Source organism: Pseudomonas sp. Pse79, from assembly GCF_024519615.1.
GTDB classification, from domain to species: Bacteria; Pseudomonadota; Gammaproteobacteria; order Pseudomonadales; family Pseudomonadaceae; genus Aquipseudomonas; species Aquipseudomonas veronii.
On the sequence record NZ_JALJRR010000026.1, the window covers coordinates 69,714 to 92,514 of the forward strand.

General features: G+C 62.6%; 21 protein-coding genes. 9 read left to right on the forward strand and 12 right to left on the reverse strand.

All coding sequences use genetic code 11. The annotated features are described in order from the left end of the window. Positions 1 to 27: 27 nt before the first annotated feature. A complete protein-coding gene (gene pap / locus NR164_RS25255; RefSeq protein ID WP_126589406.1) occupies positions 28 to 1,545 on the reverse strand; it encodes a polyphosphate:AMP phosphotransferase in 1,518 nt (505 codons plus the stop codon). A 141-nt stretch (positions 1,546 to 1,686) separates the two neighbouring features. Between pap and mnmC the strand changes: the two genes are divergently transcribed. From mnmC to NR164_RS25280, 5 genes are all read left to right on the forward strand, one after another. Continuing rightward, the gene (gene mnmC, locus NR164_RS25260; RefSeq protein ID WP_046382582.1) at positions 1,687 to 3,672 is read left to right on the forward strand and encodes a bifunctional tRNA (5-methylaminomethyl-2-thiouridine)(34)-methyltransferase MnmD/FAD-dependent 5-carboxymethylaminomethyl-2-thiouridine(34) oxidoreductase MnmC; all 1,986 of its coding nucleotides are present in this window, start codon (positions 1,687 to 1,689) and stop codon (positions 3,670 to 3,672) included. A 284-nt stretch (positions 3,673 to 3,956) separates the two neighbouring features. Beyond that, positions 3,957 to 5,729, forward strand: coding sequence for an N-acetylglutaminylglutamine amidotransferase (locus NR164_RS25265; RefSeq protein WP_046382581.1), 1,773 nt, complete (start codon positions 3,957 to 3,959; stop codon positions 5,727 to 5,729). Positions 5,730 to 5,732: 3 nt separating this feature from the next. Continuing rightward, positions 5,733 to 7,478 (forward strand): N-acetylglutaminylglutamine synthetase, encoded by a 1,746-nt coding sequence (gene ngg / locus NR164_RS25270; protein WP_256823404.1) that lies wholly within the window; start codon positions 5,733 to 5,735, stop codon positions 7,476 to 7,478. A gap of 161 nt (positions 7,479 to 7,639) precedes the next feature. Further along, positions 7,640 to 8,824, forward strand: a complete 1,185-nt coding sequence (locus tag NR164_RS25275; protein WP_046382579.1) for an osmoprotectant NAGGN system M42 family peptidase — start codon at positions 7,640 to 7,642, stop codon at positions 8,822 to 8,824. A gap of 59 nt (positions 8,825 to 8,883) precedes the next feature. Beyond that, positions 8,884 to 9,111, forward strand: coding sequence for a YheU family protein (locus NR164_RS25280; protein WP_003236706.1), 228 nt, complete (start codon positions 8,884 to 8,886; stop codon positions 9,109 to 9,111). A gap of 9 nt (positions 9,112 to 9,120) precedes the next feature. Here NR164_RS25280 and csrA read toward each other — a convergent pair whose 3' ends face one another. Continuing rightward, the gene (gene csrA / locus NR164_RS25285) at positions 9,121 to 9,318 is read right to left on the reverse strand and encodes a carbon storage regulator CsrA (RefSeq protein ID WP_017845857.1); all 198 of its coding nucleotides are present in this window, start codon (positions 9,316 to 9,318) and stop codon (positions 9,121 to 9,123) included. A 169-nt stretch (positions 9,319 to 9,487) separates the two neighbouring features. Then, positions 9,488 to 10,303 (reverse strand): SDR family oxidoreductase, encoded by an 816-nt coding sequence (locus NR164_RS25290; RefSeq protein ID WP_256823405.1) that lies wholly within the window; start codon positions 10,301 to 10,303, stop codon positions 9,488 to 9,490. Positions 10,304 to 10,634: 331 nt separating this feature from the next. Between NR164_RS25290 and NR164_RS25295 the strand changes: the two genes are divergently transcribed. Continuing rightward, complete coding sequence (locus tag NR164_RS25295; protein WP_010208879.1) at positions 10,635 to 10,787, forward strand: DUF3309 family protein; 153 nt, start codon at positions 10,635 to 10,637, stop codon at positions 10,785 to 10,787. A 54-nt stretch (positions 10,788 to 10,841) separates the two neighbouring features. On the opposite strand, the gene NR164_RS25300 is transcribed toward NR164_RS25295, so the two are convergent. The 5 genes from NR164_RS25300 to NR164_RS25320 form a co-directional block, all read right to left on the reverse strand. After that, on the reverse strand, positions 10,842 to 12,929 hold the full coding sequence (locus tag NR164_RS25300) for an LTA synthase family protein (RefSeq protein WP_046483963.1): 2,088 nt from the start codon (positions 12,927 to 12,929) through the stop codon (positions 10,842 to 10,844). A 414-nt stretch (positions 12,930 to 13,343) separates the two neighbouring features. Beyond that, complete coding sequence (locus NR164_RS25305) at positions 13,344 to 13,535, reverse strand: PLDc N-terminal domain-containing protein (protein ID WP_010567448.1); 192 nt, start codon at positions 13,533 to 13,535, stop codon at positions 13,344 to 13,346. Between the two features lie 67 nt (positions 13,536 to 13,602). Further along, complete coding sequence (locus NR164_RS25310) at positions 13,603 to 14,133, reverse strand: hypothetical protein (RefSeq protein WP_017845854.1); 531 nt, start codon at positions 14,131 to 14,133, stop codon at positions 13,603 to 13,605. Between the two features lie 41 nt (positions 14,134 to 14,174). Then, positions 14,175 to 14,690, reverse strand: a complete 516-nt coding sequence (locus NR164_RS25315; protein WP_017845853.1) for an ankyrin repeat domain-containing protein — start codon at positions 14,688 to 14,690, stop codon at positions 14,175 to 14,177. Between the two features lie 111 nt (positions 14,691 to 14,801). Next, entirely contained in the window at positions 14,802 to 16,628 is a 1,827-nt protein-coding gene (locus NR164_RS25320; protein ID WP_256823406.1) for a long-chain-acyl-CoA synthetase, read from the reverse strand. A gap of 395 nt (positions 16,629 to 17,023) precedes the next feature. Here NR164_RS25320 and NR164_RS25325 point away from each other — a divergent pair, with 395 nt between their 5' ends. Continuing rightward, complete coding sequence (locus NR164_RS25325) at positions 17,024 to 17,302, forward strand: DUF3509 domain-containing protein (RefSeq protein ID WP_016970113.1); 279 nt, start codon at positions 17,024 to 17,026, stop codon at positions 17,300 to 17,302. Between the two features lie 55 nt (positions 17,303 to 17,357). On the opposite strand, the gene NR164_RS25330 is transcribed toward NR164_RS25325, so the two are convergent. The 4 genes from NR164_RS25330 to aroC form a co-directional block, all read right to left on the reverse strand. After that, positions 17,358 to 17,624 carry a response regulator transcription factor gene (locus NR164_RS25330; RefSeq protein ID WP_046382574.1) on the reverse strand — a complete coding sequence of 89 codons (267 nt, stop codon included), beginning with the start codon at positions 17,622 to 17,624 and terminating at the stop codon, positions 17,358 to 17,360. A gap of 210 nt (positions 17,625 to 17,834) precedes the next feature. Continuing rightward, positions 17,835 to 18,365, reverse strand: coding sequence for an acireductone dioxygenase (locus NR164_RS25335; protein WP_017845848.1), 531 nt, complete (start codon positions 18,363 to 18,365; stop codon positions 17,835 to 17,837). After that, positions 18,362 to 19,525 carry an MFS transporter gene (locus NR164_RS25340; protein WP_256823407.1) on the reverse strand — a complete coding sequence of 388 codons (1,164 nt, stop codon included), beginning with the start codon at positions 19,523 to 19,525 and terminating at the stop codon, positions 18,362 to 18,364. The genes NR164_RS25335 and NR164_RS25340 overlap by 4 nt, the downstream gene beginning before the upstream one ends. A 52-nt stretch (positions 19,526 to 19,577) precedes the next feature. Continuing rightward, positions 19,578 to 20,669 carry a chorismate synthase gene (gene aroC, locus NR164_RS25345; protein ID WP_046382572.1) on the reverse strand — a complete coding sequence of 364 codons (1,092 nt, stop codon included), beginning with the start codon at positions 20,667 to 20,669 and terminating at the stop codon, positions 19,578 to 19,580. A 142-nt stretch (positions 20,670 to 20,811) separates the two neighbouring features. Between aroC and NR164_RS25350 the strand changes: the two genes are divergently transcribed. Both NR164_RS25350 and NR164_RS25355 read left to right on the forward strand, forming a co-directional pair. Further along, complete coding sequence (locus NR164_RS25350) at positions 20,812 to 21,774, forward strand: alpha/beta hydrolase (RefSeq protein WP_256823408.1); 963 nt, start codon at positions 20,812 to 20,814, stop codon at positions 21,772 to 21,774. A 99-nt stretch (positions 21,775 to 21,873) separates the two neighbouring features. Continuing rightward, positions 21,874 to 22,680: a hypothetical protein gene (locus tag NR164_RS25355; RefSeq protein WP_017845844.1), complete on the forward strand. Its 807-nt coding sequence runs from the start codon at positions 21,874 to 21,876 to the stop codon at positions 22,678 to 22,680. Positions 22,681 to 22,801: the final 121 nt, after the last annotated feature.

The window sequence follows — 22,801 nt, forward strand, 5'->3', positions numbered from 1 at the left end:
CGATGATCATTCACCCCGCCTATAGGCCTACTTCTTCTTGCCTTTCTGGTCGTGCTTGTCGGACTGGGCGAACGCCTCCTCCAACGCCAGGTTGATAGTGCGCAACACCTTGACCCGCGCCCAGCGCTTGTCATTGGCTTCGACCAGGGTCCACGGCGAGACCTCGGTGCTGGTGCGGTCGACCATATCGCCCACGGCGGCACGGTATTCGTCCCACTTCTCGCGGTTGCGCCAGTCGTCGTCGGTGATCTTGAAGCGTTTGAACGGGATCGCTTCGCGGGCCTGGAAGCGCTCCAGTTGGGTCTGCTTGTCGATGGCCAGCCAGAACTTGACCACGATCACTCCGGCATCGCGCAGTTGCTCTTCGAAATCATTGATCTCGCCATAGGCGCGCATCGAGTCCATCGGAGTGCAGAAGCCTTCGATGCGCTCCACCAGCACGCGGCCGTACCAGGAGCGGTCAAACACGGTGAACATGCCCCGTGCCGGAATCTGCCGCCAGAAACGCCACAGGTAAGGCTGGGCGCGCTCGTCCTCGGTGGGCGCGGCGATCGGCACGATGCGGTACTGGCGAGGGTCGAGGGCCGCGGCGACCCGGCGGATCGCGCCCCCTTTGCCGGCCGCATCGTTGCCTTCGAATACCGTGATCAACGCGTGCTTGCGCATGCGCTTATCCCGCATCAGGCCGGAAAGACGCGCCTGCTCGGTGATCAACTGCTCTTCGTAGTCTTCTTTTTCCAGGCTCAGGGTCATGTCGAGACTGTTGAGCAGGCTCACTTGGTCCACGGCAGCCGGCAACGGCGCCGGGTTCATGCCGCTGACTTTGCCCTTGGGTTGCCTCAGGGCGTTTTGCAGGCCCTCGAGCAGAATCTTGCCGACGGTGAGGCTGCGGTAATTGCTGTCGACCCCTTCGATCACATGCCAGGGCGCGTAGTCGCGGCTGGTGCGACGCAGCACACGTTCGCCGAAGTGAACGAACTTGTCGTAGGTCTTGGACTGCTGCCAGTCCAGCGGGCTGATCCGCCAACTGTGCAGCGGGTCGTCGGCCAGGGCCTTGAGCCGCGCCTTCATCTGTTTCTTGGACAGGTGAAACCAGAACTTGAAGATCACCGCGCCTTCGTCGCAGAACATCTTCTCCAGGCGTTCGGCGCCGGCGATGCCCTGGTCGAGACGGGCGTCCTTGATATCGCCCTGCACCCGGCTCTGCAGCATCTGGCTGTACCAGTTGCCGAAGAACACCCCCATGCGGCCTTTTGCGGGCAACTGCCGCCAGTAACGCCAGGCAGGCGGGTGGGCCAGTTCTTCGTCGGTCTGCTGGTCGAAGGTACGCACTTCGATCAGACGCGGGTCCATCCATTCGTTGAGCAGTTTGACCGTCTCGCCCTTGCCGGCACCTTCGACGCCGTTGATCAGGATGATCACCGGGAAACGTTTCTGCTGTTGCAGCTCGAACTGCACTTCCAGCAAGGCTTCGCGCAGGGCCGGTACTTCGGTGTCGTAAGTGTCTTTGTCGATGGCATGACCGATTTCAGCGGATTCGAACATGAGCAGCTCCGTTTCAAGATCGCTCAAGACTAGCGGATTGAGCAGCAACACGCGGGAGGAAATTCCACGTGCGCTTGCCGTGGGTCAATTCATTGCCGGTTGATCGGCTAGAATGGCCACCTTGCCTTTGCCGAGTCGCCCATGAACCCTGTAACCCACGCCCAGCTCGACTGGGATGACCAAGGTCGCCCGCATTCGCGGGTCTTCGACGATGTGTACTTTTCCGACCAGTCGGGCCTTGAAGAAACGCGCTATGTGTTCCTCGAACAGAACCGTTTGCAGGCACGGTTTGCCGCCTTGCCGGCGGGCGGGCGCCTGGTGATCGGCGAAACCGGGTTCGGCACCGGGCTGAATTTTCTCTGCGCCTGGCAGTTGTTCGAACAACACGCGGTGGCCGGCGCGCGCCTGCATTTTGTCAGCGTGGAAAAATACCCGCTGAGCCACGCCGACCTGCAACGCGCCCTACTCCTCTGGCCGGAACTGCAGCCGTTCGCCGCGCAATTGCTGGCGCAGTACATCGCCATCCACCCAGGCTTCCAGCGCCTGGTGCTGGATAACGGCCGTGTGACCTTGACCCTGCTGATCGGCGATGCGCTGGAGCAGTTGCCACAGTTGGATGCGCAAATCGACGCGTGGTTTCTCGACGGTTTCGCCCCGGCGAAGAACCCCGACATGTGGACCGCCGAGCTGTTTGCCGAACTGGCGCGCCTGGCGGCCCCGGGGTCGACCATCAGCACCTTCACCAGCACCGGCTGGGTACGGCGCCTGATCAATGCCGCCGGGTTCAAGATGAAGCGCACGCCGGGCATCGGGCATAAATGGGAAATCCTGCGCGGTGAATTCCTCGGCTGGCCGGCCGAGACGCCGTTGCCTGCCGCGGGTAAACCGTGGTTCGCCCGCCCGGCGCCGCTGCACGGCGAACGCAGCGCCCTGGTGATCGGCGGCGGCCTGGCCGGCTGCACCACGGCGGCCAGCCTCGCCGCGCGCGGCTGGAACGTCAGCCTGCTGGAACGCCATGCCCGCCTGGCCGAGGAAGCCTCGGGCAACCCGCAAGGGGTGCTGTACCTCAAACTGTCGGCCCACGGCACGGCCCTTTCGCAATTGATTTTGAGCGGGTTCGGCCACACCCGGCGCCTGCTCGAACACCTGCACCGGGGCGTCGACTGGGACGGTTGCGGCGTGTTGCAACTGGCGTTCAACGCCAAGGAAGCCGAGCGCCAGGCACAGCTGGCCGCGGCGTTTGCGCCCGGTCTGCTGCAGCCGTTGGACCAGGCCCAGGCTCAAGCGCGCGCCGGGGTGGCGCTGGAACACGGCGGGCTGTTTTTCCCCGAAGGGGGCTGGGTACATCCGCCGGCCTTATGCGAATGGCAAGCCCGGCACCCGTTGATCAACGTGCTGACGCATCATGAGGCCCTTGAGTTGCAACGGGTCGACGGGCAATGGCAAGCCCTGGCCGGCGACACCCTGCTGGCCAGCGCCACGGTGGTGGTGCTGGCCGGCGCGGCCGAGATCAAGCGCTTCCCGTTCAGCGCCGAGCTGCCCCTCAAGCGCATTCGCGGGCAAATCACCCGCCTGGCGCAAACCCCAGACAGCCAGGCGCTGGCCACCGTGGTCTGTGCCGAGGGCTACGTAGCTCCGGCGCGTCTCGGCGAGCACACCCTGGGCGCCAGCTTCGACTTCAAGAGTGACGACCTGACACCGACAGTCGCCGAGCATGTCGGCAACCTGGAGATGCTGCAGGAAATCTCCGTCGACCTGGCCCACCGCTTGAACGCCGACACACTGGCCGCCGATCAGCTCGAAGGGCGCGCCGGGTTCCGCTGCACCAGCCCGGACTACCTGCCGATTATCGGGCCGCTGGCCGATCGCGCCCTCTTCGACCAGGCCTACGCCGCGCTGCGCAAGGACGCCCGTCAGCCCCCCGAGGCCGAGTGCCCGTGGCTCGACGGCGTGTACATCAACAGCGGCCACGGCTCACGCGGCCTGGTGACCGCACCGCTGTGCGCCGAACTGCTGGCGGCCTGGCTGGACGATGAACCCCTGCCGCTGCCCAGAAGCGTGGCCGACGCCTGCCACCCCAATCGATTCGCCGTGCGCGCGTTGATTCGCGGCACCGGCGGGTCATAACAACGGCGCGGTCAAGCGCCCGAGCGACACACTGTTGGCCCTCTTCAAACAGCCGGTCCACAACGGCAAACCGCGCAAAACTTGTATATTCACCAAGCCTATTTACCACCCGCAAATCCGCCGCCACACGCTGCGCAGGCTCACGCCCGAGCAGTCAAGGCGGTTTGCCTTATAACAGATTGATCTAAAACTCCACTGATAGCCGTGTGTCAGTTTCTGGGTACGCGCCTTTTGGGCGTATTGAGTATTGACCCCTCCCCAACGGAAAAACCGGTAAGGAATTTATGTGCGGATTAGCTGGAGAACTACGTTTCGATGCCCAACCTGCCGACCTGGCTGCGATTGAGCGCATCACCCATCACTTGGCCCCACGCGGCCCCGACGCCTGGGGCTTCCACGCCCAGGGGCCGATTGCCCTGGGCCATCGACGCCTGAAAATCATGGACCTGTCGGACGGCTCTGCCCAACCGATGGTCGATGCACAGCTGGGTTTGTCCCTGGCCTTCAACGGCGCGATCTATAACTTCCCGGAACTGCGCCAGGAGCTCGAAGCCCTGGGCTACGCCTTCTATTCCGGCGGCGACACCGAAGTGCTGCTCAAGGGTTATCACGCCTGGGGCGAAGCCCTGCTGCCCAAGCTCAACGGCATGTTTGCGTTTGCGATCTGGGAGCGCGATGCCCAGCGTCTATTCATCGCCCGTGACCGTCTCGGCGTGAAGCCTTTGTACCTGTCGCGCACCGGCCAGCGCCTGCGCTTTGCCTCGACATTGCCAGCCCTGCTCAAGGGCGGCGATATCAACCCGGTGCTCGATCCGGTAGCGCTCAACCACTACCTGAACTTCCACGCCGTGGTGCCCGCGCCGCGCACGCTGCTGGCCGGCATCGAAAAACTGCCGCCAGCCAGCTGGATGCGTATCGACGCCCACGGCAACACCGAGCAGAAAACCTGGTGGACCCTGCCCTACGGCCCGCGTGAGGATGAGCAGCACCTGACCCTCGAAGACTGGACCGAGCGCGTACTCGACAGCACCCGCGCAGCCGTGGCGATCCGCCAACGCGCCGCGGTGGATGTCGGCGTGCTGCTGTCCGGCGGCGTCGATTCGAGCCTGCTCGTCGGCTTGCTGCGCGAGGTCGGTGTGCAGGACCTGTCGACCTTCTCCATCGGCTTTGAAGACGCCGGTGGCGAACGCGGCGACGAGTTCCAGTACTCGGACCTGATCGCCAAGCACTACGGCACCCGGCACCACCAACTGCGCATCGCCGAGGGCGAGATCATCGAGCAATTGCCAGCGGCGTTCCGCGCCATGAGCGAGCCGATGGTCAGCCACGACTGCATCGCCTTTTACCTGCTCTCGCGGGAAGTGGCCAAGCACTGCAAAGTGGTGCAAAGCGGCCAGGGCGCCGATGAACTGTTCGCCGGTTACCACTGGTACCCGCAAGTGGACGGCGCCAGCGACCCGTATGCGGCGTACCGCGAGGCGTTTTTCGATCGCAGCCATGACGACTACGCAGCCACCGTCGCGCCGAAATGGCTGACCGCCAATGACGCCGCCGGCGACTTCGTGCGCGAGCATTTCGCAATGCCGGGCGCCGATGCCGCCGTGGACAAGGCGCTGCGCCTGGACAGCACGGTGATGCTGGTCGACGACCCGGTCAAGCGCGTCGACAACATGACCATGGCCTGGGGCCTGGAAGCGCGCACACCGTTTCTCGACTACCGCCTGGTGGAACTGTCGGCCCGCGTACCGGGAAAATTCAAATTGCCCGATGGCGGCAAGCAGGTCCTCAAAGAGGCGGCGCGTCGGGTCATCCCGAGTGAAGTCATCGACCGCAAGAAAGGTTACTTCCCGGTGCCCGGCCTCAAGCATTTGCAAGGCGACACCCTGAACTGGGTCCGCGAGTTGCTGCTGGACCCGAGCCAGGACCGCGGCCTGTTCAATCCGGCCATGCTCGACCGCTTGCTCACCGACCCACACGGTCAACTCACCCCGCTGCGCGGCTCCAAGCTGTGGCAACTGGCGGCGCTGAACCTGTGGCTCAGCGAACAAGGAATCTGATCGATGAAACCTCTCGCAGCGGCTTACAGCCAACGCTTGCTCAAAGGCCAGGCGCCGACCTACGAGCGCCTGCAAGCGCGCCTGGCCGAAGACGGCAGCCCACTGGCCGCCGAGCCGATCGCGGTGCATTGCGGCTGGGGCCGGTTGTTGATCGGCCACACGTTTCCCGACCCGGCCAGCCTGGCCGAGGAACTGCTCAACGAGCAGGCCGGCGAGCGCGACATCGCACTGTACGTGGCGGCGCCCCAGCAGATCCTCGGGATCGATCCGCAGCAACTGTTCCTCGACCCGTCCGACACCTTGCGCCTGTGGTTCTCTGACTATCGTCCGTCGACCCGCGTGTTTCGTGGCTTCCGTATTCGCCGCGTCCAGACCGCGGCCGATTGGCAGGCGGTCAACCAGCTCTACCAGGGGCGCGGCATGCTGCCGGTCGACGCCGAGCGCCTGACGCCCCGCCACGCGGGCGGCCCGGTGTATTGGCTGGCCGAGGACGAACACAGCGGCGCGGTGATCGGCAGCGTGATGGGCCTCAACCATCAAAAAGCCTTCCACGACCCGGAACACGGTTGCAGCCTGTGGTGCCTGGCGGTCGACCCGCACTGCACGCGCCCAGGCGTCGGCGAAGTGCTGGTGCGCCACCTGGTGGAACACTTCATGAGCCGTGGCCTGAGCTACCTGGACCTGTCGGTGCTGCACGACAACCGCCAGGCCAAGAGCCTCTACGCCAAGCTCGGCTTTCGCGCCCTGGCCACCTTTGCGATCAAGCGCAAGAACGGCATCAACCAACCGCTGTTCCTCGGCCCGGGCCCGCAGGCGGGGTTCAACCCCTACGCGCGGATCATCGTCGAAGAAGCCCATCGCCGCGGCATCGACGTGCAGGTAGACGATGCCGATGCCGGCCTGTTCACCCTCAGCCATGGCGGGCGCCGCGTGCGCTGCCGTGAATCGTTGAGCGACCTGACCAGCGCCATCAGCATGACCCTGTGCCAGGACAAAAGCCTGACCCACAAGGTGCTCAAGGCCGCCGGGTTGAAACTGCCGGCGCAACAGCAGGCGGGCAGCGCCGACGACAACCTGGAGTTCCTCGACCAACACCAGCGCATCGTGGTCAAACCGCTGGATGGTGAACAGGGCCAGGGCGTGGCGGTGGACCTGCAGACCATCGAAGAGGTGCAACAGGCGATTGAAGCAGCGCGTCAGTTCGACAGCCGGGTCTTGCTCGAAAGCTTCCACGAAGGCCTGGACCTGCGCATCCTGGTGATCGGCTTCGAGGTGGTCGCCGCGGCGATCCGCCGCCCGGCCGAAGTGGTCGGCGACGGCCAGCATTCCATCCGCGCCCTGATCGAGGCGCAAAGCCGCCGGCGTCAGGCCGCCACCGACGGCGAAAGCAAAATCCCGCTGGACGCCGAAACCGAACGCACCCTGCACGCGGCCGGTCATGACTACTCCAGCATCCTGCCCCGTGGCGCGCAATTGGCCGTGCGCCGCACCGCCAACCTGCACACCGGCGGCTGCCTGGAAGACGTCACCGGGATCCTCCATCCGACGCTGGTCGACGCCGCCGTGCGCGCCGCGCGTGCCCTCGACATCCCGATGGTCGGCCTCGACCTGATGGTGTCGGCCGCCGATCAACCGGAGTACGTGTTTATCGAAGCCAACGAACGGGCCGGGCTGGCCAATCATGAACCGCAGCCGACAGCGGAGCGGTTTGTGGATTTGTTGTTTCCGCACAGTCAGCCGAGCGCTTGAAAGATGTATTGCCTGGAGCGGCGCTATCGCGGGCAAGCCCGCTCCCACAGGTGACCGCATTCCAAATGTAGGAGCGGACTTCCCCGCGCTGAAGCCAGCACCGCCACCGCCGCTAACCCCTCATCGAAACCATCGATGCCCTCAACCCATCAGGAGTTTCCATGACCCGAACCATTCCCGAACCGGACCTCAACTACCTGCAAAAAGTGCTGCTGGAAATGCTCGCCATTCCCAGCCCGACCGGGTTTACCGACACCATCGTGCGCTATGTCGCCGAACGCCTCGAAGAACTGGGCATCCCCTTTGAAATGACGCGCCGCGGCACCATCCGCGCCACCCTCAAGGGCCAGAAAAACAGCCCCGACCGCGCAGTGTCGGCGCACCTTGACACCATCGGCGCCGCCGTGCGCGCGATCAAGGACAACGGCCGCCTGACCCTCGCTCCGGTGGGCTGCTGGTCGAGCCGCTTCGCCGAGGGCAGCCGCGTCAGCCTGTTCACCGACAATGGCGTGATCCGTGGCAGCGTGTTGCCGCTGATGGCTTCCGGGCATGCGTTCAACACCGCCGTGGATGAAATGCCGGTGAGCTGGGACCATGTCGAACTGCGCCTGGACGCGTACTGCGCCACCCGCGCCGATTGCGATTCCCTGGGGATCGGCATCGGTGACTATGTGGCGTTCGACCCGCTGCCCGAGTTCACCGAGAGCGGGCATATCAGCGCGCGTCACCTCGACGACAAAGCCGGTGTCGCCGCGCTGCTCGCCGCCCTCAAGGCGATCATCGACAGCGGCGAACCCTTGCTGATCGACTGTCACCCGCTGTTCACCATCACCGAGGAAACCGGCAGTGGCGCGGCCGCCGCCCTGCCCTGGGACGTCAGTGAGTTCGTCGGCATCGACATCGCCCCGGTCGCCCCCGGCCAGCACTCCAGCGAACACGCGGTCAGTGTGGCGATGCAGGATTCCGGCGGGCCGTATGACTATCACCTGTCACGCCACCTGCTGCGCCTGGCGGCGGATAATGACCTGCCGGTGCGACGCGATCTGTTTCGTTATTACTTCAGCGACGCACACTCGGCAGTCACCGCCGGCCACGACATCCGCACCGCCCTACTGGCGTTCGGGTGCGATGCGACCCACGGCTACGAGCGCACCCACATCGACAGCCTCGCGGCCCTCAGCCGGTTGTTGAGCGCTTACATTCTCAGCCCGCCGGTGTTCGCCAGCGACGCGCAACCGGCGCAAGGGTCACTGGATCGGTTCAGTCATCAGATCGAGCACGAGACCCAGATGGAGAGCGATACCCGCGTGCCGTCGGTGGACAGCCTGGTCGGCCAGAAGTCCTGACACTGGCAACAACGGTCCCGGCGCAGTAGCATCGCCGGGACTTAACCCCAGAGGCTTGTATGCTGATTCCCTACGACGCACTTGAAGTCGACACCCTGACCCGCCTCATCGAAGACTTCGTGACCCGCGACGGCACCGACAATGGCGACGACACGCCCCTGGAAACCCGCGTACTGCGCGTGCGCCAGGCACTGACCAAGGGCCAGGCATTGATCGTCTTCGACCCCGACAGCGAGCAATGCCAGTTGATGCTCAAGCACGACGTGCCCAAGCACCTGTTCGACTGAAGGTGCAGTTCAGGGATTGGGCAGCGGATGGCTGGCGGTGTCCTGGCGTTCGACGATCTTCTGGTACACCTCGGCGCGGTGGACCGACACCTCGGCCGGGGCTTGAACCCCGAACTTCACCTGGGAACCGTTGAGTTCGAGGATGTGCAAGGCGATGTCATCGCCGATGGAAATGATTTCGCCTACGGTGCGGCTTAAGACCAGCATGGCGGTTGTCCTTTTCGAGTGACAGGACCCCGACCTTGCGCGCTTGGGTGATGCTCAGCAACGGCTTGCGGTCAAATCAGGCACCACCTACAACGGTAGGTAACTTGCCTGACAGACCACATGATTTTTTGCGCCGAGCCCCGCTCCGAGATTTACGACAGTGCCCCGCTCAGCCTTTAATCGCCTGGGCCTTGACGCGCATTTTGTCGGCCATCACGGTCATTTCGTCATACAGCAACTGCGGGTTTTTCTGCTTCAACGCCCAAGCCATCCGCCCTTGCTCGTGGGGCAGGATCATGAACTCGCCCTCGGCCACCCGCTGATAGATGTAATCAGCGATATCCGCCGCCGAGATCGGCGAGCTTTCCAGCAGCTTGCCCACCTGCGCCTTCATCGCCGGGGTCGGCCCACGGAACGAGTCCAACAGGTTGGTCTGGAAGAACGACGGGCACACCACGTGAACCCCGATTTCCTGTTGCTTGAGTTCCACCAGCAGGCTCTCCGACAACGCCACCACGCCCGCCTTGGCCACGTTGTAGTTGCTCATCGCCGGCCCTTGCATCAGCGCCGCCATCGAGGCGATGTTGATGATGCGGCCCTTGCTCTTTTCCAGCAGCGGCAGAAAGGCCTTGCAGCCCTTGACCACGCCCATCAGGTTGATTGCGATCTGCCAGTCCCAGTCTTCCAGCGACAGTTCCGCGAAGAACCCGCCGGAGGCCACGCCGGCATTGTTGACGATCACATCGATCCCGCCCAGCTTGACCTCGCAGGCCTGGGCAAAGGCGGTGAGCTGGCTGTAGTCGCGCACGTCGCAGCGTTGGACAAAGCCATCGCCACCCGCCTCGCGCACCAACCTGAGAGTCTCTTGCAAGCCTGGCTCGCTGACATCCGACAAGGCCAACTGCCAACCCTCGCGGGCCCAGCGCAGCGCGATTTCGCGACCCAGGCCGGACCCGGCACCGGTGATCATCATGCGATTTTGCATAGGAAAATAGCCTTGTGGTTCACAGAAGAAGTGATCGGCAGTGTAGCGAAGGTTTTTCCTACACCCACGCACCATCCAATTGATGAATGCCCCGAGCAAACCACGGGCCGGGTCGGATACCACAGCACGCCCTAAGTTCAATCTTTTTCAACTAAGCGCAGGCATTCAGCGACGCATTAAAAGAAATAAGCAGGTCTTCGAAATGCTTTAAAAAAACACGGAATTTTCTGCGAAGCGGCACAGTCGGAGTTATTAAGGCGTCCGCGATTAAACCCACGGGCCTAACTTTAAACAACCGGTCCTTGCAGAAGGCCTATAAGGAAATACAATTATGAGCCTCATTTTAATCATCATCCTGATTCTCCTGTTGGTCGGCGGTTTGCCAGTGTTTCCGCACTCCCGTAGCTGGGGTTATGGTCCGTCGGGTATTCTCGGCGTAGTCCTGGTGGTGCTGCTGGTGCTGTTGTTACTCGGCAAGATATAAACGCCGGGCAAAAAAAGAGGCCTTCATGAAGGCCTCTTTTTTATTGCCGGTCAATCAGTCCGGCTTGCCATCGACAACACCGGCGGTGTTATCCAGCAAACTTTTGGTCGCGGTCTGCAGGAACGATTCGAGCTTCTGTTTCAGCCCTGCCTCGTCCGGCGATTCCGCGATCACTTTACCGGTCGGCTCGGCGCCCAGTTCGTATTCCCACAGCTTCGGTGGCATTTCCTTAGGCAATACCAGCACGCGGTCGCCGGTGATCAGCGCCACGGTCTGATCGCTGCCCGAAGGCTTGATCACGCCGAAGCCCTTGTCGCCTTCCGGCAGGTTGAGCAGGTCACGCCCCCAGCACTGGTGCAGGGTGTCGCCACCCAGACGGCCCATGATGGTCGGCACGATGTCGATCTGGGTGCCCACGGTGTGGTCACGCACGCCGAACTTCTCTTGCATGCCCGGAGCAATCATCAGCATCGGCACGTTGAAGCGGCCCAGGTCCATCTCGGTGATCTGCTGCTCGTTGCCGAAACCGTGGTCGCCCACGATCACGAACAGGGTTTCCTTGAAGTACGGCTCCTTGCGGGCCTTTTCAAAGAACTGGCCGAGGGCCCAGTCGGAGTAGCGCATCGCCGTCAAATGCTCGTTGAGGCTGCCACGGTCGGTGACTTTCTCCACCGGCAACGGGGTCGGCAAGGCATACGGCGTGTGGTTGGACAGGGTTTGCAGCAGGGCGTAGAACGGCTTGCCGCCTTCACGCGCTTTCAGTTCTTCCAGGCCACGGTTGAACATGTCCTGGTCGGACACGCCCCAGGTCGGGTCGGAGAACACCGGGTCGACAAAGTCGTTGCGGCCGATGAAGTTGGTCATGCCCTGGTTGCTGAAGAAACCCGACTGGTTGTCCCAGGCGAAGTCGCCGTTGTAGACATACACGTCGTCAAACTTGCGCGCACTGAGCAACTGCGGCAGGCCCGACAGCTTGTGGCTGCCTTCCGGGGTCTGCATCAGGTATTCGAAACCCGGCAGGTTCGGGAAGCACGCCATGGTGGCAAACATACCCTGGTGGGTGTGGGTGCCGTTGGAGAAGAAGCGGTCGAACAGCAGGCCTTCTTTGGACAGTTTGTCGAAGTACGGCGTGATATTGCCCGGACGCCCCAGGGCGCCCACCGAGTGACCGGCGAAGCTCTCCATCAGGATCACCACGACGTTCTTGATCGGCAGGGTTTTCTCGGCCGGTGGCGTGAAATCACGGCGCACGGCGGCGGTGTCGGTATCCACCAGCTTCTCTTGCGGCAACACCAGCATGTCGCGCACGGTCTGGGTGGCCAGTGGTTGTTCGAGGGTGGCCTTCCAGATGTTGGTGCGTTCTTCGGAGAAGCGCGACTTGGCCGCGGCGATCAACGACAACGTGCCATTGAGGCCCAATTGGTTGGCGAAGTTCGAGTCGGTGGTGTAGACGTCACCCCAACGCAGCGGCGGGCCCTGGCGCAGGGTGCCGCGAGCGGCGACCACGGCGACCAGCAGGCACACCACAAACACCGCGATGCGCGAATACCACGGCGCCACCTGGCGGGTGCCGATGCTGCCGCCGCTGAACGGGCCGCGTGGACGCGTCGCCCGGTCGGCGCCCTTGAAGGCCACGCTCAGGATCAGCGTGCCCACGGCCCAGGCCAGCAGATAGCGCACCACCGGGAAACCGTACCAGAGCATGCTCATCACGGTTTTCGGGTCTTCCTTCACGTACTGGAAGACCAGGCCGTTGAGGCGCTGGTGGAATTCGCGGTAGAAGTCCATCTCCATCAGGCCCAGGAACAGCGCGATGCTGGAGGCAAGGGTCAGCCAGAAACGGAAGAACCCCCGCGCGGCCATGGCCCGCACGCTGAACAGTGACAGCAGCAAGGGGATCGTCAGGTACACCACCAGGCGAATGTCCAGGCGCAGGCCGTTGGCGAACGCTTCCAGGAAGGTCGAGGCCGGTGTGTCGAGGATCATCTCGCGGTTGTAGGCCAGCAGCGCCAGGCGCAGCAGGGAGAACATCACCATCATGACCAGTGCACAAAGCAGCGTGTATGCCAGATGGGATTTGACGGTCGGTTGCAGCAGGCGATTAGAAGCTCGCTGCTGATTCAGGGCGTCCGGGTTTGCCATGTCGTTTCAGGACCCATTGGAGGTTTAAGTTGCGAAAAAGAGTGCAGTGGCGTCCGGCCCTCGCCCAGGCTGGCTGGGGTAGGCGGTAAACGCGATGGCGCAAATGGTGCCCGATCACTGCCGGCAACGCCATTAATTACTGAACGCGTGCCGCAATCCTGCAACTGGCGGTGCTTGAGATAGAGCCGTTGCAGGGAGATAAAGCCGGCGAATTGTCTTGGATGAGATGTGAAAATTTCGTACAGCGAATATTTCGACACACAATATCAAGGCATTTGCTGAAACCATTGTGGGAGGGGGCTTGCACCCGATAGCGGTGGTTCAGTCACTGTTGTAACGACTGATACACCGCTATCGGGGGCAAGCCCCCTCCCACATTTTCCGTGCCCGCTTCAGCTTGAGTGAAGCTGGGGCTCAGAACCGCACGTTGCCCCGCGGCCCGGCAATCGCCCAGATGATCAGGCCCAGGACCGGCAGCAGCAGGATCAACAGAATCCACAACACCTTGGCACCGGTGCTCGCGCCGCTTTTGAACACATTGATGATCGCCCAGATATCCAGCGCGAGGATGATCAGCCCGACCAGACCGTTGAAAGTGGAACCCATGGTGTCGCTCCTAAGTGAGGGCATGCCCTTGTAGGATAGCCAGCCCTGGCTGGGGTTCCGTTTTTTTTCAGACGTGGACCGCGACCCGCAGGGCTTCTAGGGACGGTTCGCCGTGGATGCCGACTTCGGCGCACAGTTCCAGCACGCGCGGCAGGTCGTTGCCGTACACCAGCACGGCCTGGATCTCGTCATCCAGCGGCTGGCTGAAGTTCAGCAACACATAACCACCGTCTTGCGGGCTGAGCGCACTCATCTGGATCTGGATGCGATTGAGCGCGGTGAGGGCTTCGGTCTTGGCCAGTTGCTTGGGCTTGAGGTTGAACGCCACGCCGGGGCCGAACGAGGCGACGATCTGCGCAAACAGGTCGCCATAGGTGTCGGCCTGGAACAGCACCGTGTCCGGCAGGCTGCCGACCACCACCCACTCGCCCAGCGGAATCGGGAAAGTATCGTCGTAGTTGATGTCTGGGTTCGCCGCCAGAAAGGCCACCGGGTCGGCGTAGGCCTGCGCCGCTTCCTCGGCGATGCGCGCCACCTCGTCGTCGCCCATGACGCCGGCGCTGATTTTACGGATGAGTTCGACGAGGGCGTTTTTCATGAAGGGGTCCTGTGGCGGGCGGGTTTTCGAGGGCGCGTAGCCTACACCAGTTTCTGCAACTGCGCCGCCGTATCCACCGCGCCCATGGTCTGTGCTGCGGCCAATGCCGTGGCGCCCTGGGCGTCGGCAGTCTTGGGGTTGGCGCCCTGGCTGAGCAGGTAGTCGACCATTTCAACGCGGTTAAACATCGCGGCCATCATCAATGCCGTACGGCCGTCGGAGGACGACGCGTCAACCGGCGCGCCGCCTTCGATCAGCGCCTTGACCACGGGCAAGTTGCCCTTGAACGCCGCGCCGGCGATCGGCAGTTGATGCTTGTCGTTGGCGATCTGTGGGTCGGCCTTGAACTCCAGCAGCACTTTGACCGCGTCGGCGTGGCCGTGATAGGCGGCCAGCATCAGCAAGGTGTCGCCATTGTGGTTACGCAGGTTGGCTGGCAAGCCCTTGGCCAGCAGCGCGGCAAGCAAGGCGGCATCGCCTCTGCGCGCGACGTCGAAGACCTGCTCGGCAAATTCGGCGGCTTCGTCTTCGGTCATTTGTTTGGCATGGTCTGACATGTGGGGGCTCCTTGTCTGGTGCGGCTTCGGGTACTGAAGAGTAGGCGCCCAGTGTCGCGAGGGAGTTCCCCACTGTCATGGTTTTTTTGTCAACAGCCACCATAGGCAGAATCAATAGCGGAACTGTCCGCCCTGGATCTGCGCCAACAATTGCCCGGTGACCGGCACATAACAATCCGAACCGGGCAGCCAGGCGTAGACCGGGTCGTTGCCGGCCTTGGCCGGGTCGAACGCTTCTTCCTTGAGCCGCACTTTCTGGTATTTGAACGTGCCCGTTGTCTCCATCTTCATCTTGATCCGCAGGAACAGCGGCACCGCATAGTGCGGCAACTGGCCATGAGCGAACTGCAGCAACTCGCGCATATCCAGGGCGGCCAGGGATTCGCTGGGGGTGATGGCGACCATGCCGGCGCGGCCATTGGTGTTTTCGATCTCGACACCGTAGGCCACCACCTCGGCGATCTGCGGGTGTTGCAACAGGATGTTCTCGACCTCGGTGGTGGAAACGTTTTCGCCTTTCCAGCGATAGGTGTCGCCCAGGCGATCGACAAATTGCGCATGGCCGAAACCGATGCTGCGCAGCAAATCGCCGGTATTGAAGTAACGGTCGCCCTTTTCGAACACGTCGGTCAGCACCACCTTGCGGTTCTTTTCCGGGTCGGTGTAACCGTCGAACGGGGCCTTTTCATCGATCCTCGCCAGCAACAGGCCCTGCCCGCCCGTTTGCACCTTGCGCATGAAACCATCGGCGCCACGCAGCGGCTCACCGTTGTCGTGGGCGTAGTCCACCAGCGCCCAGCGCTGCAGGCAGAAACCGATGGTGTTGTCGAAATTCAACACATTGGTGAAGCCGATATTGCCGTCACTCGCGGCATACAGCTCACAGATATGCTCGACGCCAAAGCGTTGCTTGAACTGCGCCCACACACCGGGCCGCAGGCCATTGCCGACCATCTTGATCACCCGGTTGTCACGGTCCTGGGCGCTGGCCGGCTGGTCGAGCAGGTAACGGCACAGCTCACCGACATAACCCAGGGTGGTCGCGTTGAACTTGCGCACATCGCCCCAGAACTGGCTGGCGCTGAATTTGCGGCGAATCGCGAACCCCGACGCGCCGACGATCGCCGAGCCCCAGCACACGCAAAGGCCGGTGGCGTGGTACAGCGGCAAGGTGCAATACATGACGTCGGCGGGGCCCATGTCGAGGGCGATGCTGGCGAAGCTGACCGCGGTTTTGGTCCAGCGGCCATGTTTCATGATGCCGGCCTTGGGCAAGCCCGTGGTGCCGGAGGTGTAGATATAGAAGCACGGGTCGTTGAAAAAGATCTGCCGGGAGCTGGCCGGGTTGTCCAGCGCGCACTCGGCGCTGGCCGCCATCAGGTCGATATAGCCGGCAGGCACCGCGCTGCCGGGTTGATCCGCGACAAACCAGGTGCGATCGGCCGCGATCATCACTTGATCGCGCACCGCTGTGTAGGCCTCCACCAACTCCGCCCCCACCACAATCGCCACCGGGTTGACCAGATTCAGGCTGTGTACCAGCGCCGCCTGGGTTTGCGAGGTATTGAGCATGGCGCAGATGCCGCCCAGCTTGGCCACGGCCAGCACGTTGAGCAGCAATTCGGGGCGATTCTCAATAAACAGCGCCACCACATCGCCTTTGCGGATGCCCTGGCTCTGCAGGTGGTGGGCGATGCGGTTCGCACGCTGGTTGGCATCGCGGTAACTGAGCACGCTGTCGCCGTACAACAACGCCGCGCCGTCAGGGTTGCGCAGGGTGGCTTGCTCGAAATGCCAGCCCAGGCCACAGGGCTGCGCGGGGTCGGTGACATTCGCGGCACGCATGCCGCGGACCACCCGTGGCAAGGCGCGGACGATGGCGGGCACCTTACGCAGCAGCATGCTCCAGGTAATCATGTCGTTTTGCGGATGGCGCATGGAGGAACGTCCTTTTTCTTATTCTTCGTCGGGGCCAGAAACTCCGGCATTTTTTGTAGGCAGGAAGCCAAATGCTCAGGGGAAAATACGCCAGCCGTTCTTCGGCTGTACACGCGGGATTTGAAATGTTTTGTATCCCGAAGCCGCAACCGACCCACAGGGAATTTTGCGACACATCGGCAGTCCCTATCAGTGACGAGGCGCCCGCCCGGCCGGATCGAGTAGCGCAAAATGCAGGATGCATGATGGCCATTCATGCAATTTGCACGAAATCAAAAATCCTGACTTTTTACAAGTTATTGATTTTTAAAGACTTTATATAAAAACGTGAGATGGCACAATCACTGCACCTATCACTCCATGCTTGCCAACTTGAGCCAACGGAGCTGATAGACATGAGCCTGATCCAAGATAAATTCGCCTCAGTATTCTCCCAATACGACGTCACCACTCAGCCACGCCCGGACGGCGGTATCCTGCTGACCCTGCGCAACAGCGAAGGCAAGCAGGTCAAGCGCTCGATCTCCTACCAGCAACTGCACACAGCCGATCAACTCACCTGGGTGATCAGCGCCATTCGCCGCGACCTGGCCGAACAAGCCAGCGAACTGCCGCAGATTTCCATGCTGCAGAGCCAGAACCGCTTTGCCCTGCCGACTTACCATTCGGCCTAAGACACACAAAAAAGGGCCGCGACGCCATCCAGCGTCGCGGCCCTTTTTCATGGGTTCAGGACAGGCCCAATCGGGCAGCTTCATTCATCGCTTGTACACGATTGTTGACTTGTAACTTGCCATAGATGTTACGCAGGTGGAATTTCACTGCGGCTTGGGACGTTTCACGAATCCGGCTGATTTCCCAGATGGTCTTGCCTTCGGAGGCCCAGCGCAAGATCTCCAATTCGGTCGGAGTCAGGGGCTTGCCGGACAAGGCCAAGCGTTTTCTGACATCGGTGGGCACGCTCAACGGCGCACCTGACGCCTCTGGATCACTCATCGCTTTCTCTCCTTATTGTTGGCTGATGCTTATCGCCTTTCGGATTCCTCCTATTGACAGGCGATACAAACATTAAGACCGGAGAGAGTTACATAATGGAGCGCGTCAAAGCGTAAGGCCGGCGATAAACAGCCAGGCCTTACAGATAAATAAGCTTCTTCCCACAACAACTTCCAACTCGTCGGGGTTGAAGATTCAAGTCGATTAAGCCTAGTCATCCAACCCAGGGAAACCAGCGGCGATATCGTCCCCGCTGAATTCAGGCACCCCGCCGCCTGCCGCATGGGACAGGCGCAGCGTCACGAAATGTGGGTGCTCGCCCATATCAAACCAATGGGGCATGCCGGCCGGGATCAGCAGCAGGTCATTTTTCTCACAGCGCACGCCGTACACATAGTCACCAATGTGCAAGGCAAACAGGCCTTGGCCGGCGATGAAAAAGCGCGCTTCATCTTCGCTGTAACGCCGCTCGGCAAGGAACTGATCGCGCAATGCCGCCTTCTGCGCAGGGTCGCCGGGAGCATGCAGCACCTCGACGCAGGCGTAGCCGAGGGCGTCGATCCGTGGCTGATACGCCGCGATCATGGTGGCGTCGTCTGCGCCTTTTTCAATAACGGCGGGCTGCCAGCGCTCGAATCGCACGCCATGCTCGGCCAGGGTCGACGCGATATCGTCGAAGTGGGTCAGGACTTTGTTCGGTGTATCCGGTGTGGCGACGTGGTAAACGGCTACATAACTCATAGGACGGTTCCTTGGTTCTGCTCGTGCAATCGAAAACCGATGATAAGGGCGGCGGCCAGGGCCGCGATGCTGGCGATACTGAAGGTCAGGGCCGGCCCCAACAGGTTCCAGCTGTAACCGGCGTACAGCGCGCCAAGCGCGCCGCCGGTGCCGGCCAAGGCCGCGTATAACGCCTGGCCCTGACCTTGCTGGCGCGCACCGAAGCTGCGCTGCACAAAGGCAATCGCCGCCGCATGAAAACTGCCGAAGGTAGCCGCGTGCATCACCTGCGCCAGCAGCAGCACCCAGAAAAATTCCGCGAACGCGCCCAGCAACAACCAGCGCAGCGCCGCCAACAGGAAACTCGCCAGCAGCACCCGGCGCACCGAGAAACGCGTGAGGATGCGGCTCATGCCCAGGAACATCAACACTTCCGCCACCACCCCGAGGGCCCACAGCATGCCGATCACGCCACGGCTGTAGCCCAAGTGTTCCAGGTGCAGGGTGAGAAAGGTGTAATACGGGCCATGGCTCATTTGCATCAATGCCACGCAGGCATAAAACGCCAGGACGCCGGGGCTGCGCAACTGCTTGAGGAAGCCCTCGCCCGCCAGGCGGGGGCCGTGGTTCGCCGGCTGCGCATTCGGCACCCACAGGCTGGCACCGATGATCCCGGCCATGATCACCACGACCACCACCGGGTAGATATCCAGGCTCAGCCAGTCGAACAGGCGGCCCATGATCACCACCGTGAGGATGAAGCCGATGGAACCCCACAGGCGGATCTGGCTATAGCGCGAGGTCTGCTTATGCAGATGGGCCAGGGTGATCACTTCAAACTGCGGCAGCACCGCATGCCAGAAAAACGCATGCAGGGCCATGACCAGGGCCAGCCAGGCATAGGTCTTGCTGACGAAAATCAACGCAAAACTCACCAGCGTACACAGTGCGCCCACACGCACGATGACCAGGCGCCGGCCGGTATAGTCGCCCAGCCAGCCCCACAGATTGGGGGCCACGCAGCGCATCAGCATGGGGATGGCCACCAGCTCGCCGATACGCGCGCTGGAGAACCCCAGGTGATCGAAGTACAGCGCCAGGAACGGCGCCGTGGCCCCCAGCAGGGCGAAGTAGAAGAGGTAGAAGCTGGAGAGTCGCCAGTACGGAAGTGCTGGAGTCATGCAAGGGGCCGCTTTGCGGCAAGGCGCGAGCAAGCTCGCGCGCCACACACCGTCACAACTGGCCCAGTACCGGAGTACTCACGCGCACATCGGCGTTTTGCCCACGGTTGCGCAGCAGGTGGTCCATCAACACGATCGCCATCATCGCTTCGGCGATCGGCGTGGCACGGATGCCGACGCACGGGTCGTGACGGCCCTTGGTGATCACGTCCACCGGGTTGCCGTGTACATCGATCGAACGGCCCGGGGTGGTGATGCTCGACGTGGCCTTGAGCGCCAGGTGCGCAACGATCGGCTGGCCGGAGGAAATACCGCCGAGGATGCCGCCTGCATTGTTGCTGAGGAAGCCCTGCGGGGTCAGTTCGTCGCGGTGCTCGGTGCCGCGCTGGGACACGCAGGCGAACCCGGCGCCGATTTCCACGCCTTTGACGGCGTTGATGCTCATCAGCGCGTGGGCCAGCTCAGCGTCCAGACGGTCGAAGATCGGCTCGCCGAGACCCGGTTTCACGCCCTCGGCGACCACGGTGATTTTCGCCCCGACCGAATCCTGGTCGCGGCGCAACTGGTCCATATAGGCTTCCAGCTCCGGCACTTTGTCCGGGTCCGGGCTGAAAAAGGCGTTGTCGTCGACGCTGTCCCAAGTCTTGAACGGGATTTCGATCGGGCCCAGCTGGCTCATGTAGCCACGGACGACGATGCCCTGGGTCGCCAGGTATTTCTTGGCGATGGCACCGGCAGCCACGCGCATCGCGGTTTCGCGGGCCGAGCTGCGGCCGCCGCCACGGTAGTCGCGTTCGCCGTATTTGTGGTGGTAGGTGTAGTCGGCGTGGGCCGGGCGGAACAGGTCCTTGATCGCCGAGTAGTCCTTGGACTTCTGGTCGGTGTTGCGGATCAGCAGGCCGATGGCGCAGCCGGTGGTGCGACCTTCGAACACACCGGAGAGGATCTCGACTTCATCGGGTTCCTGGCGCTGGGTGGTGTGGCGGCTGGTGCCGGGCTTGCGGCGGTCGAGGTCACGCTGCAGGTCTTCCAGGGACAGCTCGAGGCCGGGCGGGCAGCCGTCGACAATGGCGACCAACGCCGGGCCATGGCTTTCGCCCGCGGTGGTGACAGTGAACAGCTTGCCGAAGGTATTGCCGGACATGCAGGGCGCTCCGTGAAATCAGTTGTAATCACTCAGCGGTGATAACCAAGCGCACCAGTATACGCGGGCCAACCGACTAGTTCATCCTCGAAACCTTACCGGTAGACGTTGGTCGAACCGGCACCTCCTGAATAATGGCCCGATGATGCTTCGAGTTTTGCTGTTTACCCTCACCCTGTTCACTGCCGTAGCGCATGCCGCGTCCTCCGTGGTGTTGCAACGGCCCATCAGCCTCGACACCGGCAACGGCGAGCTGTTCGGCTCGCTGCTGCTGCCGCAGTCCGACAAACCGGTGCCGGTGGTGCTGATCATTGCCGGCTCCGGCCCGACCGACCGCAACGGCAACAGTGCCGACGGCGCGCGCAACGACAGCCTCAAGCGCCTGGCGTGGGTGCTGGCCCGGCATAACATCGCCAGCGTGCGCTATGACAAGCGCGGCGTGGCGGCCAGCCTGGCCGCCACGCCCGACGAACGCGACCTGACCCTCGACGCCTACGTGGCCGACGCCGTGGCCTGGGGCAAGCTGCTCAAGGCCGACAAGCGCATGGGCCCGCTGATCGTCCTGGGCCATAGCGAAGGCGCGCTGGTGGCCGCCCTGGCGGCACCGCAACTCGACCCGGCCGGGGTGATTTCCCTGTCGGGCAGCGCCCGCCCGGTCGACCAGGTGATCCGCCAGCAACTGGCCGGTCACCTGCCCCCGGCCCTGCAGTTGCGCAGCAATGAAATCCTCGATCACCTCAAGGCCGGCCAAGTGGATACCGATGTGCCTGGCCCGCTTGAAGGGATTTTCCGACCCAGCGTGCAACCGTATCTGATCAGCCTGTTTCGCGCCGACCCGTCGGCCGCCTTTGCCAGACTGCGCATGCCCGCGCTGATCATCCAGGGCACCAACGATATCCAGGTGGGTGTGGGCGATGCGCGGCAATTGAAGAACGCCAAGCCCGATGCCGAGCTGACGGTGATCGAAGGCATGAACCATGTGATGCGTATCGTGCCCAAGGAGGTGAAGCAACAGTTGGCGTCCTACAACGACCCGCGATTACCCCTCGCCGCCGAGCTGGAAACCCGCCTGGTTGGCTTTATCGACGGACTTCAGCCCCGTTAACCGACTAATTGCCTCCAGTACTGGAAAAAACGGCCGATAAGCCGAAAGTCGACAGCAAAAAGCCTGTCGACTGGCTGGGCTAGGACAGGATCGCGCCGCATGACTAACACCGAAGCAACACCAGAACCTACCGCCGACACCCCGGCGGAACACACCGAGGTCGTCGACGCGGCGCCCCTGCCGTGGGCGGACGTACAGGCCGAACATTTCAAAATGCTGCGCCTGGCGCCCCTGCCCACCGACCGCTCCACCGGGGTACGCCCCTTGCGGTTTGTGCAATTTGGCTATGTCGAACGCCACGACCACCATCACAGCCTGTTGCGCATGGTCATCCAGTTGCCGGGCCAACGGGTGCGCCGCGAGCAGAATCACCTGGATATCTGGGTCGATCACGCTAAACACCGTGTGCATTTCGGCCCGGGCAACAGCCTGGAAATCGAACCGGCCAACCGTGGCATCGGCCGTTTCCTGGTGGCCCAGGGCGCCGCGTGGGCGAAGAAGAAGTGGTCGCACTACCGCGTCGACGGGGTGGACCTGGCCAACAAGGACGCCCTCAACGAAGCCACGCGCCTGCGCCGCGATCACTTCCTGCGTATCCAGGGCTTTGATGTGGCCTACGCCGACGTGCAGCATCTGAAGGGCAACGTGCAGCCCGGCAAGGTCAGCGACGTGCTCGATAGCTGGAACACCGAGAAAGTGCAGTTCGTGGAAATCCTCGAAGCCGCGCAAATGCTGCAACAGGCCGAGCAGAACCTGACGGAGCAGGAAGTGAAGCTGCGCAAGGAAGAGGAAAAGGTCACCAAGTTCAAGCGTGAGGACAGCGGGCTACGCTTCACCATCACCTGTCTGGTGGCGTTTACCGTGTTTCAGGCGGGGTTGTTGATCTGGATTGCCACCCATCGGTGATGTGGGAGCGGGCTTGCTCCCGATAGCGGTGCATCAGTCAATGCATTCAGTGACTGACACGCCCTCATCGGGGTGTACAGACGGAGACATCCTTTACAAACGAGACCGGGGACATCCTTTA

Bases quoted from the DNA above. Each gene is read 5' to 3' on its own strand.
- NR164_RS25275 (WP_046382579.1), top strand. From the start codon at position 7,640: ATGACCCGAACCATTCCCGAACCGGACCTCAACTACCTGCAAAAAGTG.
- csrA (WP_017845857.1), bottom strand. From the start codon at position 9,318: ATGCTGGTCTTAAGCCGCACCGTAGGCGAAATCATTTCCATCGGCGAT.
- NR164_RS25310 (WP_017845854.1), bottom strand. From the start codon at position 14,133: ATGAAAAACGCCCTCGTCGAACTCATCCGTAAAATCAGCGCCGGCGTC.
- pap (WP_126589406.1), bottom strand. From the start codon at position 1,545: ATGTTCGAATCCGCTGAAATCGGTCATGCCATCGACAAAGACACTTAC.
- NR164_RS25300 (WP_046483963.1), bottom strand. From the start codon at position 12,929: ATGGCAAACCCGGACGCCCTGAATCAGCAGCGAGCTTCTAATCGCCTG.
- NR164_RS25305 (WP_010567448.1), bottom strand. From the start codon at position 13,535: ATGGGTTCCACTTTCAACGGTCTGGTCGGGCTGATCATCCTCGCGCTG.
- NR164_RS25350 (WP_256823408.1), top strand. From the start codon at position 20,812: ATGATGCTTCGAGTTTTGCTGTTTACCCTCACCCTGTTCACTGCCGTA.
- NR164_RS25320 (WP_256823406.1), bottom strand. From the start codon at position 16,628: ATGCGCCATCCGCAAAACGACATGATTACCTGGAGCATGCTGCTGCGT.
- mnmC (WP_046382582.1), top strand. From the start codon at position 1,687: ATGAACCCTGTAACCCACGCCCAGCTCGACTGGGATGACCAAGGTCGC.
- aroC (WP_046382572.1), bottom strand. From the start codon at position 20,669: ATGTCCGGCAATACCTTCGGCAAGCTGTTCACTGTCACCACCGCGGGC.
- NR164_RS25280 (WP_003236706.1), top strand. From the start codon at position 8,884: ATGCTGATTCCCTACGACGCACTTGAAGTCGACACCCTGACCCGCCTC.
- NR164_RS25265 (WP_046382581.1), top strand. From the start codon at position 3,957: ATGTGCGGATTAGCTGGAGAACTACGTTTCGATGCCCAACCTGCCGAC.
- NR164_RS25335 (WP_017845848.1), bottom strand. From the start codon at position 18,365: ATGAGTTATGTAGCCGTTTACCACGTCGCCACACCGGATACACCGAAC.
- NR164_RS25355 (WP_017845844.1), top strand. From the start codon at position 21,874: ATGACTAACACCGAAGCAACACCAGAACCTACCGCCGACACCCCGGCG.
- NR164_RS25290 (WP_256823405.1), bottom strand. From the start codon at position 10,303: ATGCAAAATCGCATGATGATCACCGGTGCCGGGTCCGGCCTGGGTCGC.
- NR164_RS25330 (WP_046382574.1), bottom strand. From the start codon at position 17,624: ATGAGTGATCCAGAGGCGTCAGGTGCGCCGTTGAGCGTGCCCACCGAT.
- ngg (WP_256823404.1), top strand. From the start codon at position 5,733: ATGAAACCTCTCGCAGCGGCTTACAGCCAACGCTTGCTCAAAGGCCAG.
- NR164_RS25340 (WP_256823407.1), bottom strand. From the start codon at position 19,525: ATGACTCCAGCACTTCCGTACTGGCGACTCTCCAGCTTCTACCTCTTC.
- NR164_RS25315 (WP_017845853.1), bottom strand. From the start codon at position 14,690: ATGTCAGACCATGCCAAACAAATGACCGAAGACGAAGCCGCCGAATTT.
- NR164_RS25295 (WP_010208879.1), top strand. From the start codon at position 10,635: ATGAGCCTCATTTTAATCATCATCCTGATTCTCCTGTTGGTCGGCGGT.
- NR164_RS25325 (WP_016970113.1), top strand. From the start codon at position 17,024: ATGAGCCTGATCCAAGATAAATTCGCCTCAGTATTCTCCCAATACGAC.